At 54.2% G+C, this 26807-nt stretch carries 21 protein-coding genes, 4 tRNA genes and 1 other RNA gene; 23 read left to right on the top strand and 3 right to left on the bottom strand.

Going from position 1 to position 26807, the window contains the following annotated elements; genetic code table 11:
- Positions 1 to 55 precede the first annotated feature (55 nt).
- Positions 56 to 1345 (top strand): dicarboxylate/amino acid:cation symporter, encoded by a 1290-nt coding sequence (locus ACUTSU_RS15950; protein WP_445652229.1) that lies wholly within the window; start codon positions 56 to 58, stop codon positions 1343 to 1345.
- Positions 1346 to 1627: 282 nt separating this feature from the next.
- The gene (locus tag ACUTSU_RS15945) at positions 1628 to 3121 is read left to right on the top strand and encodes a M16 family metallopeptidase (protein ID WP_445652228.1); all 1494 of its coding nucleotides are present in this window, start codon (positions 1628 to 1630) and stop codon (positions 3119 to 3121) included.
- A 25-nt stretch (positions 3122 to 3146) separates the two neighbouring features.
- Here ACUTSU_RS15945 and ppiC read toward each other — a convergent pair whose 3' ends face one another.
- The gene (gene ppiC, locus ACUTSU_RS15940; RefSeq protein ID WP_017891252.1) at positions 3147 to 3428 is read right to left on the bottom strand and encodes a peptidylprolyl isomerase PpiC; all 282 of its coding nucleotides are present in this window, start codon (positions 3426 to 3428) and stop codon (positions 3147 to 3149) included.
- Positions 3429 to 3537: 109 nt separating this feature from the next.
- Between ppiC and rep the strand changes: the two genes are divergently transcribed.
- Positions 3538 to 5562 (top strand): DNA helicase Rep, encoded by a 2025-nt coding sequence (rep, locus tag ACUTSU_RS15935; protein ID WP_012004628.1) that lies wholly within the window; start codon positions 3538 to 3540, stop codon positions 5560 to 5562.
- A gap of 337 nt (positions 5563 to 5899) precedes the next feature.
- Here rep and ppx read toward each other — a convergent pair whose 3' ends face one another.
- Positions 5900 to 7396, bottom strand: coding sequence for an exopolyphosphatase (gene ppx / locus ACUTSU_RS15930; RefSeq protein ID WP_445652227.1), 1497 nt, complete (start codon positions 7394 to 7396; stop codon positions 5900 to 5902).
- A gap of 6 nt (positions 7397 to 7402) precedes the next feature.
- Positions 7403 to 8689 (bottom strand): ATP-dependent RNA helicase RhlB, encoded by a 1287-nt coding sequence (gene rhlB, locus ACUTSU_RS15925; RefSeq protein ID WP_445652226.1) that lies wholly within the window; start codon positions 8687 to 8689, stop codon positions 7403 to 7405.
- A 117-nt stretch (positions 8690 to 8806) separates the two neighbouring features.
- Between rhlB and trxA the strand changes: the two genes are divergently transcribed.
- From trxA to ACUTSU_RS15825, 20 genes are all read left to right on the top strand, one after another.
- The gene (gene trxA, locus ACUTSU_RS15920) at positions 8807 to 9133 is read left to right on the top strand and encodes a thioredoxin TrxA (protein WP_445652225.1); all 327 of its coding nucleotides are present in this window, start codon (positions 8807 to 8809) and stop codon (positions 9131 to 9133) included.
- Between the two features lie 578 nt (positions 9134 to 9711).
- Positions 9712 to 10971, top strand: coding sequence for a transcription termination factor Rho (gene rho / locus ACUTSU_RS15915; protein WP_004950874.1), 1260 nt, complete (start codon positions 9712 to 9714; stop codon positions 10969 to 10971).
- 313 nt (positions 10972 to 11284) lie between these two features.
- A complete protein-coding gene (gene wecA, locus ACUTSU_RS15910; RefSeq protein WP_445652224.1) occupies positions 11285 to 12382 on the top strand; it encodes a UDP-N-acetylglucosamine--undecaprenyl-phosphate N-acetylglucosaminephosphotransferase in 1098 nt (365 codons plus the stop codon).
- Positions 12383 to 12402: 20 nt separating this feature from the next.
- Positions 12403 to 13455, top strand: a complete 1053-nt coding sequence (gene wzzE, locus ACUTSU_RS15905) for an ECA polysaccharide chain length modulation protein (RefSeq protein ID WP_445652257.1) — start codon at positions 12403 to 12405, stop codon at positions 13453 to 13455.
- Between the two features lie 84 nt (positions 13456 to 13539).
- Positions 13540 to 14670, top strand: a complete 1131-nt coding sequence (gene wecB, locus ACUTSU_RS15900; protein ID WP_261093006.1) for a non-hydrolyzing UDP-N-acetylglucosamine 2-epimerase — start codon at positions 13540 to 13542, stop codon at positions 14668 to 14670.
- Complete coding sequence (wecC, locus tag ACUTSU_RS15895) at positions 14667 to 15929, top strand: UDP-N-acetyl-D-mannosamine dehydrogenase (RefSeq protein ID WP_445652223.1); 1263 nt, start codon at positions 14667 to 14669, stop codon at positions 15927 to 15929. The genes wecB and wecC overlap by 4 nt, the downstream gene beginning before the upstream one ends.
- Positions 15926 to 16993 carry a dTDP-glucose 4,6-dehydratase gene (gene rffG / locus ACUTSU_RS15890; RefSeq protein WP_445652222.1) on the top strand — a complete coding sequence of 356 codons (1068 nt, stop codon included), beginning with the start codon at positions 15926 to 15928 and terminating at the stop codon, positions 16991 to 16993. Before wecC ends, rffG begins: the two co-directional genes overlap by 4 nt.
- Before the next feature lie 51 nt (positions 16994 to 17044).
- A complete protein-coding gene (gene rfbA / locus ACUTSU_RS15885; protein WP_445654381.1) occupies positions 17045 to 17926 on the top strand; it encodes a glucose-1-phosphate thymidylyltransferase RfbA in 882 nt (293 codons plus the stop codon).
- The gene (rffC, locus tag ACUTSU_RS15880; RefSeq protein WP_445654380.1) at positions 17904 to 18635 is read left to right on the top strand and encodes a dTDP-4-amino-4,6-dideoxy-D-galactose acyltransferase; all 732 of its coding nucleotides are present in this window, start codon (positions 17904 to 17906) and stop codon (positions 18633 to 18635) included. The genes rfbA and rffC overlap by 23 nt, the downstream gene beginning before the upstream one ends.
- The gene (gene rffA / locus ACUTSU_RS15875) at positions 18622 to 19752 is read left to right on the top strand and encodes a dTDP-4-amino-4,6-dideoxygalactose transaminase (RefSeq protein ID WP_445652219.1); all 1131 of its coding nucleotides are present in this window, start codon (positions 18622 to 18624) and stop codon (positions 19750 to 19752) included. The genes rffC and rffA overlap by 14 nt, the downstream gene beginning before the upstream one ends.
- Before the next feature lies 1 nt (position 19753).
- On the top strand, positions 19754 to 21004 hold the full coding sequence (wzxE, locus tag ACUTSU_RS15870) for a lipid III flippase WzxE (protein WP_445654379.1): 1251 nt from the start codon (positions 19754 to 19756) through the stop codon (positions 21002 to 21004).
- Entirely contained in the window at positions 21001 to 22086 is a 1086-nt protein-coding gene (locus ACUTSU_RS15865) for a TDP-N-acetylfucosamine:lipid II N-acetylfucosaminyltransferase (RefSeq protein ID WP_445652217.1), read from the top strand. Before wzxE ends, ACUTSU_RS15865 begins: the two co-directional genes overlap by 4 nt.
- A complete protein-coding gene (gene wzyE / locus ACUTSU_RS15860) occupies positions 22083 to 23459 on the top strand; it encodes an ECA oligosaccharide polymerase (RefSeq protein WP_445652216.1) in 1377 nt (458 codons plus the stop codon). The genes ACUTSU_RS15865 and wzyE overlap by 4 nt, the downstream gene beginning before the upstream one ends.
- 13 nt (positions 23460 to 23472) lie before the next feature.
- Positions 23473 to 24213, top strand: a complete 741-nt coding sequence (gene wecG / locus ACUTSU_RS15855) for a lipopolysaccharide N-acetylmannosaminouronosyltransferase (protein WP_445652215.1) — start codon at positions 23473 to 23475, stop codon at positions 24211 to 24213.
- A 369-nt stretch (positions 24214 to 24582) separates the two neighbouring features.
- On the top strand, positions 24583 to 25986 hold the full coding sequence (thrP, locus tag ACUTSU_RS15850; protein ID WP_445652214.1) for a bifunctional threonine/serine APC transporter ThrP: 1404 nt from the start codon (positions 24583 to 24585) through the stop codon (positions 25984 to 25986).
- A gap of 135 nt (positions 25987 to 26121) precedes the next feature.
- Positions 26122 to 26198, top strand: a tRNA-Arg gene (locus ACUTSU_RS15845).
- Between the two features lie 62 nt (positions 26199 to 26260).
- A tRNA-His gene (locus tag ACUTSU_RS15840) sits at positions 26261 to 26336 on the top strand.
- A 43-nt stretch (positions 26337 to 26379) separates the two neighbouring features.
- Positions 26380 to 26466, top strand: a tRNA-Leu gene (locus tag ACUTSU_RS15835).
- 76 nt (positions 26467 to 26542) lie between these two features.
- A tRNA-Pro gene (locus ACUTSU_RS15830) sits at positions 26543 to 26619 on the top strand.
- 32 nt (positions 26620 to 26651) lie between these two features.
- A non-coding RNA gene (locus tag ACUTSU_RS15825) (RtT sRNA) lies at positions 26652 to 26779 on the top strand.
- Positions 26780 to 26807 lie beyond the last annotated feature (28 nt).

The following is a 26807-nucleotide window of genomic DNA, read 5'->3' as shown; positions in this document are numbered from 1 at the left end:
GGCGAGATAACTAGACTACCGCCTGGTGCGTGTATTTCCCCCAAAGGATGTTCATATGAAACTCACTATCTTTAAGAGCCTCTATTTTCAGGTGCTGACAGCGATTACGCTGGGCGTCCTGCTTGGCCATTTTTACCCTGACATTGGCGCGCAGATGAAACCTCTGGGCGATGGATTCGTCAAACTGATTAAAATGATCATCGCTCCGGTGATCTTCTGTACCGTGGTGACCGGTATCGCGGGTATGGAGAGCATGAAGGCTGTAGGTCGCACCGGTGCGATTGCACTGCTCTATTTTGAAATTGTCAGTACCATTGCGCTGCTGATTGGTTTGCTGATAGTCAACCTGGTACAACCGGGCGCCGGGATGAACATCGACCCCGGCACGCTGGATGCCAAAGCGGTGGCCGTTTACGCCGAACAAGCCCAGCAGCAGGGCATTGTCCCGTTCCTGCTGGACATCATCCCCGGTAGCGTGATTGGTGCCTTCGCCAGCGGCAATATTCTGCAGGTGCTGCTGTTTGCCGTGTTGTTCGGTTTTGCCCTGCATCGCCTGGGTGATAAGGGCCAACTGATCTTCAATGTGATTGAAAGCTTCTCCCGCGTGATCTTCGGCATCATCAATATGATTATGCGCCTGGCGCCGTTGGGGGCTTTTGGGGCCATGGCGTTCACCATAGGCAAGTACGGCGTGGGCTCGCTGCTGCAGCTCGGTCAGTTGATCGCCTGTTTCTATCTCACCTGCGTTCTGTTCGTGGTGGTGGTGTTGGGCTCGATTGCCCGCGCCAACGGCTTCAGCATTTTCAAGTTTGTTCGTTATATAAGAGAAGAGTTGCTGATCGTGCTCGGCACCTCTTCTTCCGAGTCGGTACTGCCACGCATGCTCGACAAGATGGAAAAACTGGGCTGCAAAAAATCGGTGGTGGGCCTGGTTATTCCGACCGGCTATTCGTTTAACCTGGACGGCACCTCAATCTACCTGACCATGGCTGCGGTATTTATCGCGCAGGCGACCAACACCCATATGGATGTTATCCATCAGGTGACGCTGCTGGTGGTGCTGTTGCTGTCCTCGAAAGGGGCGGCAGGGGTGACCGGCAGTGGCTTTATCGTGCTGGCCGCCACCATTTCTGCCGTCGGCCATCTGCCGCTGGCCGGTCTGGCGCTGATTCTGGGCATTGACCGCTTTATGTCTGAAGCCCGTGCGCTGACCAATCTGGTCGGTAACGGTGTGGCCACGGTGGTGGTGGCAAAATGGTGTAAACAGCTGGATGAAAAACAGCTGCATGACACCCTGTCCAACAATCCTGGCTCAGGAGCCGATAAAACGCTGCCTTCAGCCTGATTTTATCCTCAAATCACCGGTTGCCACGGCAATCGGTGATGTTTTATCCCCCCGCGTAATGATTTCTTGCATTAAAAATACGGTTATCCATTATTTTTCACACTAATGAGTGACATCCGCAAAGGCGCGCGGTCTAACTCGATGGTACACTTTCTGCTTCCCGCCCCACTGTGAAACTCAGGGCGTTTTGTTTGTAGGCTGTTGGTTGCAGCCTAATATTCCGGTAAATGGAATATCCGCATTTGCATAAAGAAATTGGATAGTCATTAAGTAGGGGTTCACATGCAGGGCACCAGAATTCATCTCATAGCAGGTGGGCTGCTGTTGGCTGCAGCCAACAGCAGCGTGCAGGCTGAAGCACTACAACCCGATCCTGCCTGGCAGCAGGGGGCCTTGGCCAACGGGTTCTCATGGCAGATATTAGACACACCGCAGCGGCCGAGCGATCGCGTCGAGCTGCGGTTGATGGTTAACACCGGCTCTTTAGTGGAGTCTTCACAGCAGATTGGCTTTGCCCATCTGTTGCCGCGCCTGTCGTTGGCGCGCAGCGAAAGCTTTACGCCACCGCAGTTGCGTTCACTGTGGCAACAAAGCGTAGACAGCGAACGGCCTCTGCCGCCGGCCATCAGTTCTTATGACTTCACCATTTACAATCTCAGTTTGCCGAATAACCGCCCAGACCTGCTGAAAGAAGCGCTGGCATGGCTTTCCGATACGACCGGCAAACTGGCGATTGACGAACAGACGGTGCATGCGGTGGTCAACTCCAGTGTCGATCCGGTTGGCACTTTCCCACCGAATCCCAAAGATGCCTGGTGGCGCTATCGGCTGAAAGGCTCGGCGATGCTGGCGCACGATCCGGCCCAGCCACCCAAGCGACCGGTGAATGTTGATCAACTGAAGAAATTCTACCAGCAGTGGTACACCCCAGACGCGATGACGCTGTACGTGGTGGGCAAGGTAGACATCCGTAGCCTGAGCGAGCAAATCAACAAAGCCTTCTCGCCGCTGCAAGGCAAGCGTGAAACGCCGGCCCTGATGCCAACGCTGACGTCCCTGCCACCGCAGCCGGTCAGCCTGATCAGCGAGCAGGTGAAACAGGATACGCTGTCAATCATGTGGGATGCACCCTGGCACCCGATCCGTGATTCGCAAAATCTGAGCCGCTATTGGCGCGGTGATATGGCTCGCGAAGCGTTGTTCTGGCATCTCCAACAGGTACTGGACAAAAGTGACCAGAAAAACCTGCATCTGGGCTTCGATTGCCGCGTGCAATACCAACGCGCCCAATGTGCCATCCATCTGGACACCCCAAACAACAACCTGAACAACAGCCTGGACTTTATCGCCCGTGAGTTGGCTAACGTGCGTAATAACGGCTTGTCGCAGGACGAGTTTAACGCGCTGCTGGCGCAGAAAAACGATCAACTCAGCAAGCTGTTTGCCACTTATGCCCGCACCGATACGGACGTGTTGATGAGCCAGCGCTTGCGCTCGCAACAGAGCGGCGTGGTGGATATCGCACCGGAGCAGTATCAAAAACTGCGCCAGGAGTTCCTGAGCGGATTGACGCTGGAAGCGCTGAACCAGGAGCTGAAACTTAAGCTTTCGCAAGATGCGACCCTGGTGCTGATGCAGCCGAAAGGCGAGCCAGAGATGAGCATGAAGCAGTTACAGGAAACCTATAACGGCATTATGTCCCCGGCACCTGCCGTGGTAACGGAAGAAATCAAACCCACCGATACCGCTCCAGCGCCGGAGACCAGCGCACAGTAATAATAGGGGGGCGCTTGCCCCCCAATCAACTGCGGTACAGCACTTTGATGATGTGGTAGCCGAACTGGGTTTTCACCGGGCCGTAGGGCTTGAGCAACGGAATGCTGAATACTGCCTTATCGAAGGCCGCCACCATGGTGCCCTTGTTGAACTCGCCCAAAGAACCGCCATTGCGTTTTGATGGGCAAGTTGAATATTTGCGTGCCAGGGTGTCAAAGCTGACGCCGCGTTTAAGCTTGGCCAACAGTTCATCGGCCAGCTTTTCGTTATCTACCAGAATGTGCAGGGCGCACGCCGTCTTTGCCATGGTATTGCCTTTATCGATACAGAAATTGCGCTGATTATACCCGTTAAATCTCGTCGACGCTTTCTGCTACAATCCTCTCCCACGTTATAAAGTCGAGCAATAAAGCGCCATGCGATTAAACCCCAGCCAACAACAAGCCGTCGAATTCGTTACCGGGCCCTGCCTGGTGCTGGCCGGTGCCGGTTCCGGCAAGACGCGCGTCATCACCAACAAAATCGCTCACCTGATCCACAATTGTGGTTATCAGGCGCGGCACATCGCCGCCGTGACCTTTACCAATAAGGCTGCGCGCGAAATGAAAGAGCGTGTGGCGCAAACCATGGGGCGCAAAGAAGCACGCGGACTGATGATTTCCACTTTCCACACGCTGGGGCTGGAAATCATCAAACGTGAATATGTCGCGCTGGGGATGAAGTCCAACTTCTCACTTTTCGACGATCAGGATCAACTGGCGCTGTTGAAAGAACTGACCGAGAAATGGCTGGAGAATGACAAGACGCTGGTGGCGCAGCTGATTTCCACCATCTCCAACTGGAAGAATGACCTGGTCGATCCCCAGAAGGCAATGGAGCTGGCGCGTTCAGAACGCGACAAGCTGTTCGCGCATTGCTACGGCCTGTATCACGCGCATATGCGTGCCTGTAACGTGCTGGATTTCGACGACTTAATCCTGCTGCCAACTCTGCTGCTGCAGCGCAATGAAGAAGTGCGCGAACGCTGGCAGAACCGCATTCGTTACCTGTTGGTGGATGAATATCAGGACACTAATACCAGTCAGTACGAACTGGTGAAACTGCTGGTGGGTAACCGCGCGCGTTTCACCGTGGTGGGGGACGACGATCAGTCGATTTACTCCTGGCGTGGTGCGCGACCACAAAACCTGGTGCTGCTGAAGGAAGACTTTCCGGCGTTGCAGGTGATTAAGCTGGAGCAGAACTACCGCTCCAGCGAGCGTATCCTGAAGGCGGCGAATATCTTGATCGCCAATAACCCGCACGTATTTGAAAAACGGCTGTTTTCCGAGCTGGGTTACGGTGAAGAGCTGAAGGTGGTGACCGCCAATAATGAGGATCATGAGGCCGAGCGCGTTGTCGGGGAGTTGATTGCCCATCACTTCGTGAAGAAAACCAACTACGGCGATTATGCGATCCTTTATCGTGGTAACCATCAGTCACGGCTGTTTGAAAAAATGCTGATGCAAAACCGCATCCCTTACAAAATTTCTGGCGGCACCTCGTTTTTCTCGCGGCCGGAAATCAAGGATCTGCTGGCCTACCTGCGTGTTCTGACTAACCAGGATGATGACAGCGCTTTCCTGCGTATCGTTAACACACCAAAGCGTGAGATTGGCCCGGCAACGCTGCAAAAACTGGGAGAATGGGCCAATCAACGTAACAAAAGCCTGTTCCGAGCCAGTTTCGATCTCGGCCTGAGCCAGCACCTGACCGGTCGTGGGTTAGAATCGCTGCAACGCTTCACTCACTGGCTGGACGGTATTGCCCAATTGGCGGAGCGTGAACCGATAGCCGCGGTTCGCGATCTGATCCGCGGCGTAGATTATGAAAGCTGGCTGTTTGAAACCTCACCCAGCCCGAAAGCCGCCGAAATGCGCATGAAAAACGTCAATACCCTGTTCGGCTGGATGACAGAAATGCTTGAAGGCAGCGAGCTGGATGAGCCAATGACGCTGACCCAGGTGGTAACGCGTTTTACCCTGCGCGACATGATGGAACGCGGCGAAAGCGACGAGGAGCTGGATCAGGTTCAGTTGATGACGTTGCATGCTTCCAAAGGACTGGAGTTCCCCTATGTGTTCCTGGTGGGGATGGAGGAGGGGCTACTGCCGCATCAGAGCAGCATTGACGAGGATAACGTCGATGAAGAGCGGCGTCTGGCCTATGTGGGGATCACTCGCGCCCAAAAAGAGCTGATTTTCACCCTGTGTCGCGAACGTCGCCAATATGGCGAACTGGTGCGGCCGGAACCGAGTCGTTTCTTGCTGGAGCTGCCGCAGGATGACCTGGCGTGGGAAAGTGAACGTAAGGTGGTCAGTCCGCAAGAACGGATGCAAAAAGGTCAAAGCCATCTGGCTAATATTCGCGCCCAGTTGGCCAAGGCTAAAGGCGGAAGTTAAAAATAAGGGCGCTATTGGCGCCCTCAGACTGATGACAAACCTCATTCCTGCCCAGAGCGAGTAGAGGTCGATAAATAAAAATCAGGAAAATCAATTTATTGATTTTCGGCCGATCACCACAAAGCAGGAAAAACCACGCTTTTTCCTGCTTTGTCAGCAACCTAAGGGCGCTATTGGCGCCCTCAGACTGCTGACAAAGTTCTTTGCGGTTAAAAGCCAAGTTCTGGTGGCTAATAAAAATAAAGGATTATGTCTTCTGATTTACCCCAAACATCCGAAAACCACGTTTTTCGGGTGTTTGTTATCAGATTAGGGCGCTATTGGCGCCCTTGTCATATCAACGTTGTTCTTCCAGCATCAACGACCAATGAACATAGCTTTGCCAATGACTTTCCTGATCCAACAACTCTGCTCGTAGCGGGTGCTGTTCCAGCCAGCCTGGCGGCAGGATCACCGTCAGCTCATCATCATTATTGGCACGCAGGCGTACCGCCGGCAGCGTATCGTCGCGGCGACGGCTGGCAAAGATGATGGCCAGGCGTAAAATCCGGCATAAACGTTGAGCCGTACGCGGCGGCAGGGCGTTTTGCTGGCTCAGCAGTGGCAGATCGATAGTGTTGCTCTGGTTTTGCAGCAGGGTGGCCAGCAGTTTTTTCTGCGCCGGGGTGAAACCGGGTAAATCCAGATGGCGGATCAGGTAGGCGGCGTGTTGCGGTGCCTGTTTGAAATCAACGCTGAGGCCGATTTCGTGGATCAGACTGGCACTGTGCAATAACTCGCGACATCGCGCATCCAATTGCCATTCATTGCTCACCTGCTGCGAGAAGTTGGCGGCCAATTGGCTGACGCGCTCGGCTTGCTCGGTATCCAGCAGATAACGTCGTTGCAGGTTGCGAATGGTACGGCTGCGGATGTCCTGTTCGACTGGCAGATGCAGCATGCCATAGACCAGTCCTTCGCGCAGTGCGCCGCCGGCCAGCATCATGCTTTCGATGCCCAGCTCCTGGAAAATCGCCAGCAGGATCGATAGCCCGCTTGGAAACACCAGAGCGCGCTCCAGCGTCAGCCCTTCAATTTCCAACTCTTCCAGCTTGCCGCACTGAATGGCGCGCTGTTTCAATTGGCGCAGCTTGGACAGGGTGATACGTTCATCCATGCCCTGTGCCACCATGATTTCCTGCAGCGCCTGGACGGTGCCGGAAGCGCCGACGCAGATTTGCCAGCCGTGCTGACGCAGCTGTGGTGCGATGGGACGCACCATTTCACGCGCAGCCTGTTCGGCCCGCTCGAAATTCTCCAGCCCCAGATTGCGATCGCTGAAGAACCGCTCCAGCCAGGTGACACAACCCATCGACAGGCTGTACAGCTGAGCCGCCTGTGCGCCGGTACCGGTGACCAGTTCAGTGCTGCCGCCGCCGATATCGACCACTAAACGCTGGTCCGGACCGCCGGTGGTATGGGCAACGCCGTGGTAGATCAGCCGTGCTTCTTCCTCACCGCTGATCACCTGGATCGGGCAGCCGAGAATTTGCTCTGCGGTTTGCAGAAACTCATCGGCATTGGACGCCAGACGCAGCGTGGCCGTGGCGACCACGCGGATCTGTGCGCGTGGAATGTCCTGCAGGCGTTCGGAGAACAACTTCAGGCATTGCCAGCCGCGCTGCATGGCTTCATGCGACAGGAGATTGTTTTGATCCAGCCCGGCCGCCAGACGCACCTTGCGCTTGATGCGCGCCAAAGTCTGAATACTGCCGGCCACCTCGCGCACCACCAACATGTGGAAGCTGTTGGAGCCAAGGTCGATAGCGGCATAAAGTGCGCTGGAACTGAGCATGGTCTATCAGCCTGAACGTTTACGGTTATTGCGTGGCGCACCGCCACGACGTGGCGCGGAGTTACGGCGTGGGCCGTTGCCGCCGCGTGGGCGTGCCAGGCGTTTCGGTGCAGGCAGGTCACTCAATAATGCATCACTGTTGTACTTGCTCACCGGAATGCTATGGCCGGTATAAGTTTCGATCGCCGGCAGGTTGAGCGCGTATTCTTCGCAGGCCAGGCTGATGGAATGACCGCTTTCGCCGGCACGGCCGGTACGACCGATACGGTGAACGTAGTCTTCGCAGTCGTCAGGCAAGTCGTAGTTGAAAACGTGGGTAACCAATGGAATATGCAGGCCACGGGCGGCGACGTCGGTGGCGACCAGAATATCGAGGTTGCCCTTGGTGAAGTCATCGAGAATACGCAGGCGTTTTTTCTGCGCCACATCGCCGGTCAACAGGCCTACGCGGTGACCATCGGCAGCCAGATGGCCCCAAACGTCTTCACAGCGGTGCTTGGTGTTGGCGAAGATGATGCAGCGGTCAGGCCACTCTTCTTCGATCAACGTCTGCAGCAGACGCATTTTTTCTTCGTTGGACGGGTAGAACAATTCTTCTTTAATGCGGTGGCCGGTTTTCTGTTCCGGTTCCACTTCAACATATTCAGCGTTGTTCATCTGCTCGAAAGCCAGTTCGCGTACGCGATAGGACAGGGTGGCAGAGAACAGCATGTTCAGGCGTTGATCGACCGCAGGCATGCGGCGGAACAACCAGCGAATGTCTTTGATAAAGCCCAGATCGTACATGCGGTCGGCTTCATCCAGCACCACAACCTGGATCGCGCCCAGATCGATATAGTTCTGTTTGGCGTAATCAATTAAACGACCGGTAGTCCCCACCAGGATATCCACGCCGCTTTCCAGCACTTTCAGCTGTTTGTCGTAGCCATCGCCGCCGTACGCCAGACCCATTTTCAGGCCGGTGGATTGGGACAGGGCTTCCGCATCGGAGTGGATCTGCACCGCGAGTTCACGCGTTGGCGCCATGATCAAGGCGCGCGGCTGGTTGATCTTGCGATCCTGTTTCGCCGGGTGAGAAAGCAAATAGTGAAAAGTAGACGTTAAAAATGCCAACGTCTTTCCGGTACCGGTTTGCGCCTGACCTGCAACGTCACGCCCAGAGAGCGTGAGCGGCAATGCTAACGCCTGAATAGGCGTGCAATGTTGAAACCCTTTCTTTTCAAGGGCTTCAAGGACTAACGGGTGCAGGGCGAAGTCGGAAAACTTCTTTTCGGTCAAGTGTGTTTTGCTCATAGTGTGGTAGAATATCAGCTAACTATTGCTTTACGAAAGCGTATCCGGTGAAATAAAGTCACCTTAGGTTGGTTAATGCTACACCAACAAGGTAGACACAATCCTTTGGAGTAGAACATGAGCGATAAAATTATTCACCTGACTGACAGCAGCTTCGACACCGACGTGCTGAAAGCTGAAGGGCCAATCCTGGTCGATTTCTGGGCTGAATGGTGTGGGCCGTGCAAGATGATTGCTCCGATTCTGGATGAGATTGCCGATGAGTTCGAAGGCAAGCTGACCATCACCAAGCTGAATATCGACCAGAACCCGGCAACCGCACCCAAGTACGGTATCCGTGGTATCCCTACGCTGTTGCTGTTCAAGAACGGTGAAGTGGCCGCGACCAAGGTTGGTGCGCTGTCCAAAGGTCAGCTCAAAGATTTCCTTAACGCGAATCTGTAATCGGGCGGGAAGCCCTATACCCAATGGATGTGATGCGGCGGATAAAAACGCTGTCGCGTGAGAGACAACGGGGATATACAGGCGTCTGGCGGGGATGTTCAATTCACCGCTAGACGCCTGCCAAGAAGCGTGCTAAGTTTAACCATACTGCATATAGAACTTGCCCGAAGTTTTAAATCTAAAGAGTCTAAATCTAAAGCTTTACTCTGTGTTGAACCGCTGGCGTTGAAAGAAAAAATGAACTCAGCCCGCGTTTTAGCAATCAAACGGTTTTGCAAAATCAATTTTAAGGTACCTTCGATCTTAAACCGTCAATGCGCGCGTCCTCTGTAAGCCATTTCTTACCGTGACGGCTCAGCGCCCGGTGATCGAACGTCCAGTAAACAGGCACGAATATCCAATGGATTTCAAGGTGTGGCCAGTCGGCAACCGAAAGCGTCTTCGCAGCTTAGTCCGCTAAGTTTTGGGATGAACAAGGGAAGCCAACGCAACCACCAGAAAGCCGGAAGAGATATCCCGCTGCCATACCATTCACGATGTAAGTTCGAGACATACCCCGAGTTTAAGAACCCACCACTATGAATCTTACCGAATTAAAGAATACGCCGGTTTCTGAGCTGATTACTCTCGGCGAAAATATGGGGCTGGAAAACCTTGCCCGCATGCGCAAGCAGGACATTATCTTCTCTATCCTTAAGCAACATGCAAAAAGTGGAGAAGATATCTTCGGCGATGGCGTGTTGGAGATATTGCAGGATGGATTTGGTTTCCTCCGTTCTGGAGACAGTTCCTACCTTGCAGGCCCCGACGACATCTACGTATCCCCTAGCCAAATCCGCCGTTTTAACCTCCGTACAGGTGACTCCGTTTCCGGTAAGATTCGTCCGCCAAAAGAAGGCGAGCGCTACTTTGCCCTGTTGAAAGTTAACGAAGTTAACTACGACAAACCGGAAAACGCCCGTAGCAAGATCCTGTTCGAAAACTTAACCCCACTGCATGCCAACTCCCGTCTGCGGATGGAACGTGGCAACGGCTCAACCGAAGACCTGACAGCACGCGTGCTGGACCTGGCTTCGCCGATTGGTCGTGGTCAGCGTGGTCTGATTGTTGCTCCGCCGAAAGCCGGTAAAACCATGCTGCTGCAGAACATTGCGCAGAGCATCGCTTACAACCATCCAGACTGCGTGCTGATGGTACTGCTGATTGACGAACGTCCGGAAGAAGTGACCGAGATGCAGCGTCTGGTGAAGGGCGAAGTTATCGCTTCTACCTTTGACGAGCCGGCATCTCGCCACGTTCAGGTTGCAGAAATGGTGATTGAGAAGGCCAAGCGCTTGGTTGAGCACAAGAAAGACGTGATCATCCTGCTTGACTCCATCACTCGTCTGGCGCGTGCCTACAACACCGTGGTACCGGCTTCTGGTAAAGTGTTGACCGGTGGTGTGGATGCCAATGCCTTGCATCGTCCCAAGCGTTTCTTCGGTGCGGCACGTAACGTTGAGGAAGGCGGCAGCCTGACCATCATCGCTACCGCACTGGTCGATACCGGGTCGAAAATGGACGAAGTTATCTACGAAGAGTTTAAAGGTACCGGCAACATGGAATTGCATCTGGCGCGTAAAATTGCCGAGAAGCGCGTATTCCCTGCTATCGACTACAACCGCTCTGGTACCCGTAAAGAAGAATTGCTCACCACCTCTGAAGAACTGCAGAAAATGTGGATCCTGCGTAAAATCATTCACCCGATGGGTGAGATTGATGCGATGGAATTCCTCATTAACAAGTTGGCCATGACCAAGACCAACGATGAATTCTTCGATATGATGAAGCGCTCATAATGACGATGCGCTCATAATTGAGTAAATATTCCAGGAACGCCACGCCTAGTCGTGGCGTTTTTTGCTTTTGGAAGATACGATAAGTAACAGAAATGGAAACGTAAGTTATTTTCGTGACTTACTGAGAATTCATCTTATTTGCGCTCGACGTTTTGTCGTTCGCGCATTGTTACTGCCGAAACAGTGGGCAAACACGGTGGAATAAGAATGAATGACTGTCGTCATAGGAAATGACTGAAAGGTAGCGGGATACCATGGCGCAACCTGTCGCCCGTGTTAAGCTGCCTTATCTTCTACAGAGATCTTGTTAACTGTGAACTTACTCACTATGAGTACTGAAATTCTATTTGTTTTCCTGTTTTCTTTGGCTTTTCTCTTTGTTGCCCGTAAAGCAGCAAAACGTATTGGTCTGGTTGATAAACCTAATTACCGTAAACGCCATCAGGGGCTGATCCCTCTGGTTGGGGGTATTTCTGTTTATGCCGGGCTGTGCTTTGCCTTCCTTATCTCTGACCAAACGATTGCGCATGGCAAACTCTACCTCGTCTGTGCCGGGATATTAGTGTTCGTCGGTGCTCTCGACGATCGTTTTGATATCAGCGTTAAAATTCGTGCGCTGGTTCAGGCACTGGTCGGTATCGCGATGATGGTTTTCGCCGGGCTTTACCTGCGCAGTTTTGGTCATGTGCTGGGCGATTGGGAAATGCTGCTGGGGCCGTTTGGCTATCTGGTCACGCTGTTTGCCGTCTGGGCAGCCATCAACGCCTTTAACATGGTTGACGGCATTGATGGTCTGCTGGGTGGGCTATCGTGCGTGTCTTTCGGTGCGCTGGGCGTATTGTTGTACCTGAGCGGCCATTCTGAACTGGCCTTCTGGTGCTTCGCAATGATTGCCGCCATCGTTCCTTATATTCTGCTTAACCTCGGCATTCTTGGCCGCCGATATAAAGTGTTTATGGGGGATGCTGGCAGCACGCTGATCGGTTTCACCGCCATTTGGCTCTTACTGCAAAGTTCGCAGGGCAAAGCTCACTCCATCAATCCGGTTACCGCGTTGTGGATTATTGCCATCCCGCTGATGGACATGATTGCGATCATGTACCGCCGTTTACGCAAAGGGATGAGCCCTTTCTCTCCAGACCGCCAACACATTCACCATTTGATTATGCGAGCGGGCTTTACGCCACGGCAGGCCTTCGTGTTGATTACCCTGGCGGCAGCCTTGCTGGCGGCCATCGGCGTGCTTGGCGAACGCCTTACTTTTATCCCTGAATGGGTTATGTTGGCATTATTCTTGCTTGCCTTCTTCTTATACGGTTACTGCATTAAACGCGCCTGGCGTGTTGCACGTTACATTAAGCGTATCAAGCGTCGTCTGCGGCGTTCGAACGGCAATAAGCAAGTATCTTAACCAGAGGCTTTTGGGCAGTGATGAATCCAGAAACAAGGTCTGACAAGAATATCCCGGCGGTGGATAACGAACTCGATATTCGCGGCCTGTGCTGCACCCTGTGGCGTGGTAAGCCATGGATTATCGGTATTGCGGTTTTATTCGCCGCGGTTGCATTGATGGTTTCCTACCTGGTGAAACAGGAGTGGAGTGCGACGGCGATTACCGACCGGCCAACTGTGAATGCGTTGGGGGGGTATTATTCCCAGCAACAATTCCTGCGTAATCTGGATGTGCGGACCATACCGGCCGCCAGCACCGATCAACCCGGCATTGCTGACGAAGCCTATAATGAATTTATTATGCAGTTGGCGGCCTACGATACGCGTCGTGATTTCTGGCTGCAGAGCGATTATTACAAGCAGCGCCAGGAAGGCGATGCCGCTGCCGATGCGGCCTTGCTCGACGAACTGATCAACAACATTCAGTTCACGCCGCGTGATGATAAAAAAGTGCCGAACGACGGCGTGAAGCTGACGGCGGAAACGGCAGCCGATGCCAACCGTCTGTTACGTCAATATGTGGCGTTCGCCAGTCACCGGGCGGCGCAACATTTGAACGAAGAGATCCAGGGTGCCTGGGCGGCACGTACCACCTCGATGAAGGCGCAGGTCAAGCGTCAGGAAGCGGTGGCGGCGGCAGTGTATAAGCGTGAATTGAATACCATTCAACAGGCACTGAAAATTGCTGAAACGCAGGGTATCAGCCGGACTCAGACCGATACGCCGGCAGAGCAACTGCCGGACTCCGACCTGTTCCTGCTGGGTAAACCTATGCTGCAGGCGCGTTTGGAAGGGTTACAGGCTTCAGGGCCAACCTTCGATCTCGATTACGATCAAAATCGTGCGATGCTGTCGACATTGAACGTTGGCCCGACGTTGGACGAGAAATTTCAGACTTACCGCTATTTGCGGACCCCGGAAGAACCGGTAAAACGTGATAGCCCACGGCGGATATTCTGGTTGATCATGTGGGGCGCGATGGGCGCTTTGGTTGGCGCAGGTGTTGCCCTGGTGCGTCGGCCGCGTAATTAAAAATAATATAATAATTCGCTGAAGGGCGCGTAAGCGCCCAATTCGCAGGTACGCCTGCGGTTAACCGACCAAAAGAGATTCGCTGTGAAAGTGTTGACTGTTTTCGGCACCAGACCTGAAGCCATCAAAATGGCTCCGCTGGTACATGCCCTGGCTCAGGATGAAGCCTTTGAATCAAGAGTCTGCGTTACGGCACAACATCGTGAGATGTTGGATCAGGTATTGCGGTTATTTGAGATAGTGCCTGATTACGACCTGAACATCATGAAGCCCGGCCAGGGATTGAGTGAGATCACCTGCCGTATTCTGGAAGGCCTGAAAGGCGTTCTTGAAGAATTCAAACCGGACGTGGTGCTGGTTCATGGTGATACCACCACCACACTGGCGACCAGTTTGGCGGCGTTTTACCAGCGTATTCCTGTTGGGCACGTAGAGGCAGGTCTGCGCACCGGCGATCTTTACTCCCCGTGGCCGGAAGAGGCTAACCGCAAGCTGACCGGTCATCTGGCGATGTATCATTTTGCCCCGACGGAAAATTCGCGCCAGAACCTGTTGCGCGAATTGATACCGGACGATCATATCTTCGTCACCGGCAATACGGTGATTGACGCACTGTTCTGGGTACGCGATCGGGTGATGGGTGATGCTGCATTGCATGACAGCCTGTCACAGCGTTATCCGTTCCTGGATGCCGACAAAAAATTGATCCTGGTGACCGGCCACCGTCGTGAAAGTTTTGGTGGCGGGTTTGAGCGGATTTGCAGTGCGCTGGCAGAAATTGCCCGCACTCATTCTGATGCCCAAGTGGTGTATCCGGTGCATCTCAATCCCAACGTCAGTGAGCCGGTCAACCGCATTCTGAAAGGGATTGATAACATCATCCTGATCGACCCGCAGGATTACTTGCCCTTTGTGTACCTGATGGCTAACGCTTATATGATCCTGACCGACTCGGGCGGTATTCAGGAAGAGGCGCCGTCATTGGGTAAACCGGTGCTGGTCATGCGCGACACCACCGAACGGCCTGAAGCCGTCGATTCGGGCACGGTGCGTCTGGTGGGAACCGACGTAGCCAAAATAGTTGATGCGGTGACCCGGTTGCTGACGGACGAAGACGAATATCACGCCATGAGTCGGGCGCATAACCCTTACGGTGACGGGCATGCCTGCCAACGTATTCTCGAAGCTTTGAAGAATCATCAGGTGACACTATGAGTTTTAACACTATTTCGGTTATCGGCCTGGGTTATATCGGTCTGCCAACGGCGGCGGCGTTTGCCTCCCGCAAGAAAAAAGTGGTGGGCGTAGATGTTAACCAACATGCGGTAGATACCATTAATCGCGGCGCGATCCACATCGTTGAACCCGATCTGGATAAAGTGGTTAAAGACGCGGTAGACGGCGGCTATCTGCAGGCGGTGACCCGACCTCTGGCGGCAGATGCTTTCCTGATCGCGGTACCAACGCCGTTTAAAGGCGACCATGAGCCGGATCTGGCCTATGTCGAAGCCGCAGCCAAATCTCTGGCACCGGTGCTGAAAAAGGGCGACCTGGTTATTCTGGAGTCCACCTCTCCGGTCGGCGCCACCGAGCAGATGGCGCAGTGGCTGGCCGAGGCGCGCAGCGATCTCAGCTTCCCGCAGCAGGCTGGTGAAGCCGCTGATGTGAACATTGCTTATTGCCCAGAGCGCGTTTTGCCAGGGCAGGTGATGGTTGAGCTGATTCAGAACGATCGTGTTATTGGCGGCATGACGCCAAAATGTTCGGAGCGCGCTAGCGCGTTGTACAAGATTTTCCTCGAAGGCGAGTGTGTGATTACCAATTCCCGCACTGCGGAGATGTGCAAACTCACCGAAAATAGCTTCCGTGATGTGAACATCGCCTTTGCCAACGAACTGTCGTTGATTTGTGCCGATCAGGGGATCAATGTCTGGGAGCTTATTCGCTTGGCCAACCGCCATCCGCGGGTGAATATCCTGCAGCCAGGCCCTGGCGTCGGCGGCCACTGCATTGCGGTCGATCCTTGGTTTATTGTGTCGCAAAACCCGCAGCAGGCACGTTTGATTCATACTGCGCGTCTGGTGAATGACGGAAAACCTTTGTGGGTGGTTGATCGCGTGAAAGCGGCCGTTGCCGACTGTCTGGCGGCGACCGACAAGCGTGCCTCAGAAGTGAAAATTGCCTGCTTTGGTTTGGCCTTCAAACCGAATATCGACGATCTGCGCGAAAGTCCGGCGGTGGAAGTCGCACACCTGATTGCCGATTGGCACGTGGGCGAGACGCTGGTCGTTGAGCCAAACGTGGAGCAACTGCCGAAATCGCTGGCTGGCCACGTGACGCTGAAAGAGTTGCCAGAAGCGTTGCAGCAGGCGGATGTGATAGTGATGCTGGTCGACCATAAGCAATTCAAGGCAATCAAGCCGGAAGAGATCACGCATTCCTGGGTTGTGGATACCAAAGGGGTTTGGCGTTGAAACGTATTTTAGTCACTGGAGGCGCCGGCTTTATTGGCTCTGCGGTCGTGAGGCATATTATCGAAGCCACGCAGGACAGCGTCCTGGTACTGGATAAGCTCACCTACGCGGGCAATCTGGAGTCGCTTTCGGTGGTGGCCGACAACCCACGCTATTCGTTTGAACAGGTGGATATCTGCGATCGCGCGGCGTTGGATCGGGTGTTTGCCGAGTACCAGCCAGACGTGATCATGCATCTGGCGGCAGAAAGCCACGTTGACCGTTCTATCGACGGCCCGGCGGCATTTATTGAAACCAACGTGGTGGGTACTTACACCATGCTGGAGGCGGCCCGCCATTATTGGCAGCCGCTGGACGCGAAGAAAAAGCAGAGCTTCCGCTTCCATCACATTTCCACCGACGAAGTGTACGGCGATCTGCACGGCACGGACGATTTGTTCACCGAAACCACGCCTTACTCGCCAAGTAGCCCGTATTCGGCCTCGAAGGCTTCCAGCGATCACCTGGTTCGCGCCTGGCTGCGTACTTATGGCCTGCCGACGCTGGTCACCAATTGTTCCAATAACTACGGCCCCTATCACTTCCCTGAGAAACTGATCCCGTTGGTGATCCTCAATGCCGTTGCCGGTAAACCCTTGCCGGTGTATGGCGATGGGGCGCAGGTGCGTGATTGGCTGTATGTGGAAGACCACGCTCGTGCGTTGTACCAGGTGGTTACCGAAGGTGTGGTTGGCGAAACCTACAATATTGGCGGCCACAACGAGCGCAAGAATATTGAGGTGGTACAAACTATCTGCGATCTGCTGGAAGAGTTGGCTCCGAACAAGCCACAGGGCGTTGTGAAATACCGCGACCTGATTACTTACGTCAAGGATCGTCCAGGCCATGATATGCGCTACGCGATCGATGCCGGAAAAATTGACCGGGAGCTGGGCTGGCATCCGCAGGAAACCTTTGAAAGCGGCATCCGCAAAACGGTTTCCTGGTATCTGAACAATGAAACCTGGTGGCGTCGCGTTCAGGACGGTTCCTATGCGGGTGAACGTTTAGGTTTATCCGACTAAATTTAGCTGGGCTGCCGTTCGAATGGTGGCCCTGTGGATTCTGGAGTGAGTATGAAAGGTATTATTCTGGCGGGCGGTTCCGGCACACGCTTACATCCGATTACCCGCGGCGTATCCAAGCAGCTATTACCTATTTACGACAAGCCGATGATTTATTATCCGCTGTCAGTTTTGATGCTGGCGGGGATCCGCGACATTTTAATCATCTCTACCCCAGAAGATTTGCCCTCATTCAAACGCTTATTGGGCAGCGGCGAAGAGTTCGGCATTAACCTCAGCTATGCCGAACAACCCAGGCCCGACGGCCTGGCACAGGCGTTTCTGATTGGTGAGGAATTCCTCGCCGGTGAGCCGAGCTGTCTGGTTCTGGGCGACAATATCTACTTTGGCCAAGGCTTTAGTCCTAAATTGAAAACGGTTGCCGCCCGTACGCAGGGCGCTACCGTGTTCGGTTATCAGGTCATGGATCCCGAGCGCTTTGGCGTGGTGGAGTTTGATGATAATTTCCGCGCGCTGTCGATCGAAGAAAAGCCGAAAGCGCCTAAATCCAATTGGGCGGTGACTGGGCTGTATTTCTATGACAGCCAAGTAGTGGAGCTCGCCAAACAGGTGAAACCTTCGGAGCGCGGCGAGCTGGAGATCACCAGCATTAACCAGATGTATCTGGAGCGTGGTGAACTGACCGTTGAACTGTTGGGACGTGGCTTCGCCTGGCTGGATACCGGCACCCATGACAGCCTGCTGGAAGCCAGCAGCTTTGTGCAAACGGTGGAAAAGCGTCAGGGCTTTAAAATTGCCTGTCTGGAAGAAATTGCCTGGCGTAACGGCTGGCTGGACGATGAGGGCGTGAAGCACGCCGCACAATCGTTGCTGAAAACCGGTTACGGAAAATACCTGCTGGATTTGTTACATGCCCGTCCACGCCAGTATTGAGCCATTAGCCTGGGAAACAGAGTTTTTCGCCCTTAATAGCGCCAAACTCAACTTCTCTACGGCGGCTCCTATGCTCACCGAGACTGAACTGGATGCCTACGCATTGGTGCAGGCCAAAATTCCGGCGCATCACACTGCTTTGGTGGACGGTTTGACCCGTTTGGACTTCCAACTGGTTGAGGGGGAAGTCGATCTGGTGCTAAATATCGGCACGGAATGTGCATCATCCCATACTGTGCCGATGCAGGCCACTCGCCCGGCGGTGCTGGCAGATATCCCGATGCTGCGTGCAGCGGCGGCCAGCGTGTTCACCGCCAGCCGTTTCCGCGCCCCCTGGTATCACACCCAAGATAGCGGCCGCTTTTATGCTGAATGGATCGAAAAGGCGGTATTGGGGACCTTTGACCATCAATGCCTGCTGGTACTCGACGATACCGGGCAGACGGAAGGCTTTGTCAGCCTGCGTGAGCTGGGTGGCCAGGAGGCCCGAATCGGCCTGCTGGCGGCGTTCCCCGGCGCGGCAGGCAAAGGAATTGGCTCGCGACTGATGGCGGCAGCCATTGCAGAGTGCCAGCAAAGGACGCTGCAGCGCCTACGGGTTGCGACCCAGTTCGGTAACATTGCCGCACTGCGGCTCTATCAACGACAGGGTGCTGTTATTGAAAGCACCTCGTACTGGTTATACAGAGGAAGACATGATCCCATTTAACGCTCCACCGGTTGTTGGCACTGAACTTGACTATATGCAGGCTGCAATGAGCAGTGGCAAGCTGTGCGGTGACGGTGGCTTTACCCGTCGTTGCCAGCAGTGGATGGAGCAGCGGTTTGGCAGCCCGAAGGTGCTGTTGACGCCGTCCTGTACCGCCTCGCTGGAGATGGCAGCGATCCTGCTGGATATTCAGCCGGGCGATGAAGTGATCATGCCGAGCTTCACCTTTGTTTCAACCGCCAATGCTTTTGTGTTGCGTGGTGCCACCGTAGTGTTTGTCGACCTGCGTCCTGACACTATGAACATCGATGAAAGCAAGATTGAAGCGGCCATCACCGATAAGACCCGTGCCATTGTACCGGTGCATTACGCCGGTGTTGCCTGCGAGATGGACACCATCATGGCGCTGGCGGAAAAATACAAATTATATGTTGTTGAAGATGCCGCGCAGGGCGTGATGTCCACCTACAAGGGGAAAGCGCTGGGGACCATCGGTCATATTGGCTGCTTTAGCTTTCACGAAACCAAAAACTACACCGCAGGTGGTGAGGGCGGCGCCACGCTGATTAACGATCCGGCGCTGATTGATCGGGCGGAAGTTATTCGCGAGAAAGGCACCAACCGCAGCCAGTTCTTCCGCGGCCAGGTGGACAAATACACCTGGCGCGATATCGGCTCCAGCTATCTGATGTCAGATCTGCAGGCCGCTTATCTGTGGGGGCAACTGGAAGCCGCCGAAGCTATCAACCAACGTCGTCTGGCGCTGTGGCAACAGTATTACGACAGCCTGCTGCCGTTAGCCGATGCGGGCCGTATCGAGCTGCCAAGTATCCCGGCGGACTGTGTGCAGAATGCTCATATGTTCTATATCAAACTGCGCGATATTGAAGACCGTACGGCGTTTATCGATTACATGAAAGAAGCCGAAATCATGACGGTATTCCATTACATTCCGCTGCATGATTGCCCGGCGGGCGATCGTTTCGGCCGCTTTGCCGGTGAAGATCGCTTTACCAGCCAGGAGAGCGCGCGCTTGGTACGTTTGCCGTTGTTCTACAATATGACTGATGTCACTCAGCGCACGGTGATCAATACCATTCTCAGCTTCTTCGCCTGATATGTCGCTGGCAAAAGCATCGATTTGGACCGCCGGCTCTACGCTTATCAAGATTGGCGTGGGGCTGTTGGTGGTGAAACTGCTGGCGGTGGCCTTTGGCCCCAGCGGCGTAGGGCAGGCGGGTAACTTCCGTCAGTTGATTACCGTGCTGGGCGTGCTGTCCGGTGCCGGGATTTTTAACGGCATCACAAAATACGTTGCCGAATACCATCAGGATCCGCAGAGGTTGCGGCTGGCTGTTGGCACTGCGTCGACTATTGTGCTGGGGTTTTCTACGCTGTTGGCGCTGGTGTTCTTGTTCGCGGCCAAACCTATCAGCGTCGGGCTATTTGGCCATGCTGATTATGTCGGCGTGGTGCGGGCGGTGGCGTTTATTCAGATGGGTATTGCTTACGCCAACCTGTTTATGGCGGTGCTGAAGGGCTACCGCGATGCGATGGGCAACGCACTGTCGGTGATTGGCGGCAGCCTGATTGGCGTGGTGGCCTACTACCTGTGCTTCAGGCTGGGTGGTTATGAAGGTGCCCTTGCAGGGTTGGCGCTGGTCCCGGCATTGGTGGTGTTTCCCGCCGGTTTTATGTTGTGGCGACGCAAAACCCTGCCGCTGAGCTATTTGGCGCTGGCATGGGACAAGACGCTGGCCAGCCATCTCGGCAAGTTCACCATTATGGCGCTGATCACCTCAGTAACGCTGCCAGTGGCCTATGTGATGATGCGTAACCTGCTGGCAAGCCATTACAGCTGGGAAGAGGTGGGGATTTGGCAGGGCGTCAGCAGCATTTCCGACGCGTATCTGCAGTTTATTACCGCCTCGTTTACCGTCTATCTGCTGCCAACGCTGTCGCGGTTAAAGGAAAAAAGCGCTATCTCGCAGGAGATTGTGCGCTCACTAAAATTTGTGCTGCCTGCGGTGGCGGCAGCAAGTTTCACGGTCTGGTTACTACGCGATTTCGCCATCTGGTTGCTGTTTACGGACAAGTTTGTCGCGATGCGCGACCTGTTCGCCTGGCAACTGGTGGGAGATGTGCTGAAGGTGGGCGCTTATGTATTTGGCTATCTGGTTATTGCCAAGGCGTCGCTGCGTTTTTATATCCTGACCGAAGTCAGCCAGTTCCTGCTGTTGACGCTGTTCTCGCATTGGTTGATCCCTTTGCACGGCGCGCTGGGTGCGGCACAGGCCTACATGGCAACCTACATCGTGTATTTCACGCTCTGTAGCTGCGTATTTATTCTTTATCGTAGACGAGTATGACTACACTGATTCACGTACTGGGATCTGACATCCCGCATCACAACCAGACGGTGCTGCGTTTCTTCAACGATGTGTTGGCGAAGCGACTGCCGTCCGATCAGACACGCCATTTCATGGTGGCTGCCAAAGATGCCGCTGCGTTAGGGGCGTTCCCTGAACTGAACCTTGAATGTCATCCGGATAAAAAAAGCCTGGCGATGGCGGTTATAGCCCGTGCACAGGCCGATCGCGACCAGCGTTTCTTCTTCCATGGGCAGTTTAACCCGACATTGTGGTTGGCATTGCTGAGCGGCAAAATCAAAGCCCATCAGGTCAGCTGGCATATCTGGGGCGCGGACCTGTATGAAGACGCCACCAGTTGGAAATTCCGCCTGTTCTATTTGCTGCGCCGAATTGCACAAGGCCGTGTCGGACGCGTATTCGCTACCCGTGGTGATGTGATCCATTATCAACAGCGGCATGCACGTGTACCGGCCTCCCTGCTGTATTTCCCTACGCGGATGGATCCGGCGTTGACCGGTATCAGCGTAGAGAAAAATATGGCCGGGCCGATGACCATTCTGGTGGGTAACTCCGGCGATCGCACCAACCGGCACGTTGAGGCACTGAAAGCGATTCATCAACAGTTTGGTGCGGATGTGCGCGTGATCCTGCCGATGGGCTATCCGGCCAACAACGAGGCTTATATTGATCAGGTCCGCACTGCCGGGCTGGCGTTGTTCAGTGCCAGGAACCTGCAAGTGCTGACGCAGCAGGTGGCGTTCGACGACTACCTGAACATTCTGCGCGAGTGCGATCTCGGCTACTTTATCTTTAACCGCCAGCAGGGTATCGGCACGCTTTGCCTACTGATCCAGTTTGGCGTGCCGTTCGTGCTGAGCCGGCAGAACCCGTTCTGGCAGGATCTGGCGGAGCAGCATCTGCCGGTGCTGTTCTACGGTGATTCGCTGGATGAGGCGGTAGTGCGTGAAGCGCAGCGCCAACTGGCGTCAGTGGACAAGCAGACGATCGCTTTCTTTAATCCCAACTACGTTAATGGCTGGCAACAGGCATTAGCCCTGGCGGCAGGGGACAATTCATGACGCTGGCGCAATTTGGCGGGTTATTTATCGTCTACCTGATGGGCACGTTGTTTGTTCTGACGTTGACCTATCAGGAGTTTCGGCGCGTCCGCTTTAACTTCAACGTCTTCTTTTCATTGTTGTATTTGTTGACGTTTTACTTCGGCTTCCCGCTGACCTGCCTGCTGGTTTTTCAGTTTGATGTCGAGGTGGTGCCGGTGGAGTTCCTGCTGTACGCCATCCTCTCGGCCACCGCGTTTTATGCGATTTACTACGTCAGCTATAAAACCCGGTTGCGTAAGCGTAGCGTGCAACCGCGTAAACCGGTATTCAGCATGAATCGGGTTGAAACCCATCTGACTTGGATTTTACTGGCATTGGTGGCGATCGTTACCGTCGGCATTTTCTTTCTGCAAAACGGTTTCCTGCTGTTCAAGCTCAACTCATACAGCCAGATTTTCTCCAGTGACGTGTTGGGCGTAGCGCTCAAACGGTTCTTCTATTTCTTCATTCCGGCGATGCTGGTGGTGTATTTCCTGAAGCAGGATCTGCGAGCCTGGTTTTTTTTCCTGGCGACGACGGTGGCTTTTGGCATCCTCACCTATGTGATTGTCGGCGGCACCCGCGCCAATATTATTATCGCCTTCTCGCTATTCCTGTTTATCGGTATCGTGCGCGGCTGGATCTCGTTGTGGATGCTGGTGGCAGCCGGGGTGTTCGGCATTGTCGGCATGTTCTGGCTGGCGTTAAAGCGTTACAGTCTGGACGTCAGTGGCCCTGAGGCGTTTTATACCTTCCTCTATCTGACGCGCGACACCTTCTCGCCGTGGGAAAATTTGGCGTTGCTGCTGCAAAACTACGACAAGATTGATTTCCAGGGGCTGGCGCCGATAGTGCGTGATTTCTATGTGTTTATCCCGAGCTGGCTTTGGCCGGGCCGACCGGACACGGTGCTTAATACCGCCAACTATTTCACCTGGGAAGTGCTGGATAACCATTCCGGCCTGGCAATCTCACCGACGCTGATCGGTTCGCTGGTGGTGATGGGCGGCGCGTTGTTCATTCCTGTCGGCGCGGTGCTGGTGGGTATGATCATCAAATGGTTCGACTGGCTGTATGAGATGGGCAAAAGCGAGTCGAACCCTTATAAAGCCGCCATATTGCAGGGCTTCTGCTTTGGCGCGGTATTCAACATCATCGTATTGGCGCGAGAAGGGGTGGATTCCTTTGTCTCGCGGGTGGTGTTCTTCTGCCTCGTTTTCGGCACCTGTTTGCTGATGGCAAAATTGCTGTACTGGCTGTTTGATACTGCCGGATTGATTAAGGCGCGAGTGCTGCGTTCACGAACGCTGACACCGCCTGCTTCGTCTGTGCGGGCCGATGGCCTTTTGTAAGGGTAATAATAAGATGGAAGCAAAAATCTCGGTTCCCAAATATGAGCTGCGCGGTTTCAGCCTGTGGGGATTTCGCGATATGGCGCAGTGCATGGATTTTCTGTTCGACGGTGGCCACGTAAAGCGGGGCACGTTGGTTGCCATGAACGCCGAAAAAATCCTGACGGCGGAGCAGGACACTGAGCTGCATGCCTTGCTGGATGAGGCGGAGTACAAGTATGCCGACGGCATCAGCATGGTGCGGTCAATTCGGCGTAAATATCCGCATGCCGACGTCTCTCGGGTCGCCGGAGCCGATCTGTGGGAAGCGCTGATGCAACGCGCCGGACGTGAGGGAACACCGGTGTTTCTGATCGGCGGCAAGCCATCGGTGCTGGCGGAAACCGAACAGAAGCTGCGTGGTCAGTGGAATGTGAATCTGGTCGGTAGTCAGGACGGCTATTTCAAGCCGGAACAACGTGAACCCCTGTTTGAGCGCATTCGTGCCAGCGGGGCCGCTATAGTGACGGTCGCGATGGGATCGCCAAAACAGGAAATCCTGATGCGTGACTGTCGCAAGGTGCATCCGCAAGCGTTGTATATGGGCGTAGGCGGGACCTACGACGTATTCACCGGGCACGTTAAGCGTGCGCCAAAGGTCTGGCAGAACCTCGGCCTGGAGTGGCTCTACAGGCTGCTCAGCCAGCCGAGCCGCATCGGACGTCAACTGCGGTTGCTGAAGTTCGTGAGTTACTATTATCGCGGCAAGATGTAATGCAAGCGACGGGGCGGATTATTCTGCCCCGGCGCAATGAATTGTTTAATTAATCTGCTTTGTGACCAATTATCCAGCATTCTATAACCTCAGTCGCTAAACCCCTCCATGTTTATGCCATAAAGTTTTAAATTGCGGTTTGCTTATAGCGGCAAAATGCGAAACGATACCGCCCTGAAATTTCCCCCAGCTGTTGGCGCTAGATGTGGCCGCATTGAACGACGTTTTTCTCCGCCGTAAGACCGTCCTATCACAAGCTGATGTCCGCCTGAGCGGCGGGAGATGATTTGCGCTATTTTTCAATAAAACAATAACGACCGGTACACGGCCGGCATGCAGACACAATCAAAAGAATATTATCGAGGATTTATGCCACACACTAAAAAACCGCAGGGGCTACACCGGGGGCTAGAAGCCCGGCATATTGAGCTGATTGCTCTGGGCGGCACCATTGGCGTTGGCCTGTTTATGGGCTCGGCCAGCACGCTGAAATGGGCGGGGCCGTCAGTATTATTGGCTTATATCATCGCCGGGCTGTTCGTGTTCTTTATTATGCGTTCGATGGGCGAGATGCTGTTCCTTGAACCGGTCGCGGGCTCCTTTGCTGTTTATGCCCATAAATACATGAGTCCTTACTTTGGCTATCTGACCGCCTGGGGCTATTGGTTTATGTGGATTGCCGTCGGCATCTCGGAAATTACCGCCATTGGGGTCTACGTGCAGTTCTGGTTCCCGGAGATCCCGCAGTGGCTGCCGGCGCTGATCGCGGTGGCGATGGTAGCGCTGGCTAACGTGGCGGCGGTACGCCTGTACGGCGAACTGGAGTTTTGGTTTGCCATGATTAAGGTGACCACCATCATTGTGATGATTCTGGTCGGGCTGGGGGTGATCCTGTTTGGCTTTGGCAATGGGGGACAACCTATCGGCTTTGCCAACCTGAGCGAGCACGGCGGTTTCTTTGCCGGCGGCTGGAAGGGTTTCCTGTTTGCGCTGTGTATTGTCGTGGCGTCCTATCAGGGGGTTGAGCTGGTCGGCATTACCGCCGGTGAGGCCAAGAATCCGCAGGTGACACTGAAACGCGCGATTAACAACATCCTGTGGCGTATTCTGATCTTCTACGTCGGCGCCATTTTTGTCATTGTCACCATCTTCCCATGGAACGGTATCGGCACCATCGGCAGCCCATTTGTGCTGACCTTCGCCAAAATCGGCATCGTTGCCGCCGCCGGCATCATTAACTTCGTGGTGTTGACCGCGGCACTCTCTGGCTGTAATAGCGGTATGTATAGTGGGGGGCGTATGCTGTACGCGCTGGCCAAGAACCGTCAACTGCCTGCCTCGCTGACCAGGCTGTCTGCCAGCGGCGTGCCGGTGAACTGTATTGCCGTGACCATCGCCTGTCTGTTGGTCGGCTCTGGCCTGAATTATCTGATCCCCAATCCGCAGGCGGTGTTTGTCTATGTCTACAGCGCCAGCGTGCTGCCGGGCATGGTGCCGTGGTTTGTGGTGCTGATTAGCCAGCTGTATTTCCGCCGAGCCCATAAAGAAGCGATCAAAACCCACAGCTTTAAGTCGATTATGTTCCCCTATGTGAACTATCTGACCATCGCTTTCCTGATCTGCGTGCTGATCGGCATGGGAATTAACCCAGATACTCGAATTTCTTTGCTGGTTGGGGCGATATTCTTGGCGGCAGTCAGCCTGTGCTACTTTGCTTTTGGTATGCACAAGAAACATCATCCGGCTGAAAAACGGACAGAAACCCAGCAGTAACCGGTGAAAAAGGGCTACGGATAGCCCTTTCCTGCTCAGTAGTGAGCAAAGCGTAATCAAACGCAACATTTCTGCGAAAAAGCACTAGACAGGATTGGGTTAAAACCGTAGTATCCCCTCCCGCAACGGCGCTATGCGCCCGTAGCTCAGCTGGATAGAGCGCTGCCCTCCGGAGGCAGAGGTCTCAGGTTCGAATCCTGTCGGGCGCACCATTAAGTTTGTGTGCAAGAGCTGCGGTGGTAGTATTACCGCGTGAAGTAGTTAAGAAGTAATGGTGGCTATAGCTCAGTTGGTAGAGCCCTGGATTGTGATTCCAGTTGTCGTGGGTTCGAGTCCCATTAGCCACCCCACTTCCTAAGAGAAGTGAAGAATTGTAAGCTGTTTTGTGGCAGTGCGAAGGTGGCGGAATTGGTAGACGCGCTAGCTTCAGGTGTTAGTGTTCTTACGGACGTGAGGGTTCAAGTCCCTCTCTTCGCACCACACACAAAATGTCTAATAAATTTAATATTTACATAGACATAAGCAATAAGATTCAGTAGTATCTGCAACAAGAAATCGGCGAGTAGCGCAGCTTGGTAGCGCAACTGGTTTGGGACCAGTGGGTCGGAGGTTCGAATCCTCTCTCGCCGACCACATTCAAGAAAACCCGCTTTATAGCGGGTTTTTTTACATCTGTAGTTTATAGGATGAGAACCTTCGAAGGAGGTTTGAGCCGAGCGTAGCGAGACAACGTTGCTTTAGCAACGGCCCGCAGGGCAGCATCGCAGATGCAGTAATCCTCTCTCGCCGACCACATTCAAAGAAACCGACGAAAGTCGGTT

This window comes from Serratia sp. NA_13 (assembly GCF_052691735.1).
Note: the sequence above shows the minus strand (reverse complement) of the source record. Positions and strands in the feature narration are given on the sequence as shown.

What these genes read in the sequence shown, in the direction of transcription:
- trxA (WP_445652225.1), top strand. Translation starts at nt 8,807, where the DNA reads ATGAGCGATAAAATTATTCACCTGACTGACAGCAGCTTCGACACCGAC.
- wzxE (WP_445654379.1), top strand. Translation starts at nt 19,754, where the DNA reads ATGTCGCTGGCAAAAGCATCGATTTGGACCGCCGGCTCTACGCTTATC.
- rfbA (WP_445654381.1), top strand. Translation starts at nt 17,045, where the DNA reads ATGAAAGGTATTATTCTGGCGGGCGGTTCCGGCACACGCTTACATCCG.
- ACUTSU_RS15865 (WP_445652217.1), top strand. Translation starts at nt 21,001, where the DNA reads ATGACTACACTGATTCACGTACTGGGATCTGACATCCCGCATCACAAC.
- wecC (WP_445652223.1), top strand. Translation starts at nt 14,667, where the DNA reads ATGAGTTTTAACACTATTTCGGTTATCGGCCTGGGTTATATCGGTCTG.
- ppiC (WP_017891252.1), bottom strand. Translation starts at nt 3,428, where the DNA reads ATGGCAAAGACGGCGTGCGCCCTGCACATTCTGGTAGATAACGAAAAG.
- thrP (WP_445652214.1), top strand. Translation starts at nt 24,583, where the DNA reads ATGCCACACACTAAAAAACCGCAGGGGCTACACCGGGGGCTAGAAGCC.
- rep (WP_012004628.1), top strand. Translation starts at nt 3,538, where the DNA reads ATGCGATTAAACCCCAGCCAACAACAAGCCGTCGAATTCGTTACCGGG.
- wzzE (WP_445652257.1), top strand. Translation starts at nt 12,403, where the DNA reads ATGAATCCAGAAACAAGGTCTGACAAGAATATCCCGGCGGTGGATAAC.
- rho (WP_004950874.1), top strand. Translation starts at nt 9,712, where the DNA reads ATGAATCTTACCGAATTAAAGAATACGCCGGTTTCTGAGCTGATTACT.
- ACUTSU_RS15950 (WP_445652229.1), top strand. Translation starts at nt 56, where the DNA reads ATGAAACTCACTATCTTTAAGAGCCTCTATTTTCAGGTGCTGACAGCG.
- rffA (WP_445652219.1), top strand. Translation starts at nt 18,622, where the DNA reads ATGATCCCATTTAACGCTCCACCGGTTGTTGGCACTGAACTTGACTAT.
- wzyE (WP_445652216.1), top strand. Translation starts at nt 22,083, where the DNA reads ATGACGCTGGCGCAATTTGGCGGGTTATTTATCGTCTACCTGATGGGC.
- ACUTSU_RS15945 (WP_445652228.1), top strand. Translation starts at nt 1,628, where the DNA reads ATGCAGGGCACCAGAATTCATCTCATAGCAGGTGGGCTGCTGTTGGCT.
- wecG (WP_445652215.1), top strand. Translation starts at nt 23,473, where the DNA reads ATGGAAGCAAAAATCTCGGTTCCCAAATATGAGCTGCGCGGTTTCAGC.
- rffC (WP_445654380.1), top strand. Translation starts at nt 17,904, where the DNA reads ATGCCCGTCCACGCCAGTATTGAGCCATTAGCCTGGGAAACAGAGTTT.
- rhlB (WP_445652226.1), bottom strand. Translation starts at nt 8,689, where the DNA reads ATGAGCAAAACACACTTGACCGAAAAGAAGTTTTCCGACTTCGCCCTG.
- ppx (WP_445652227.1), bottom strand. Translation starts at nt 7,396, where the DNA reads ATGCTCAGTTCCAGCGCACTTTATGCCGCTATCGACCTTGGCTCCAAC.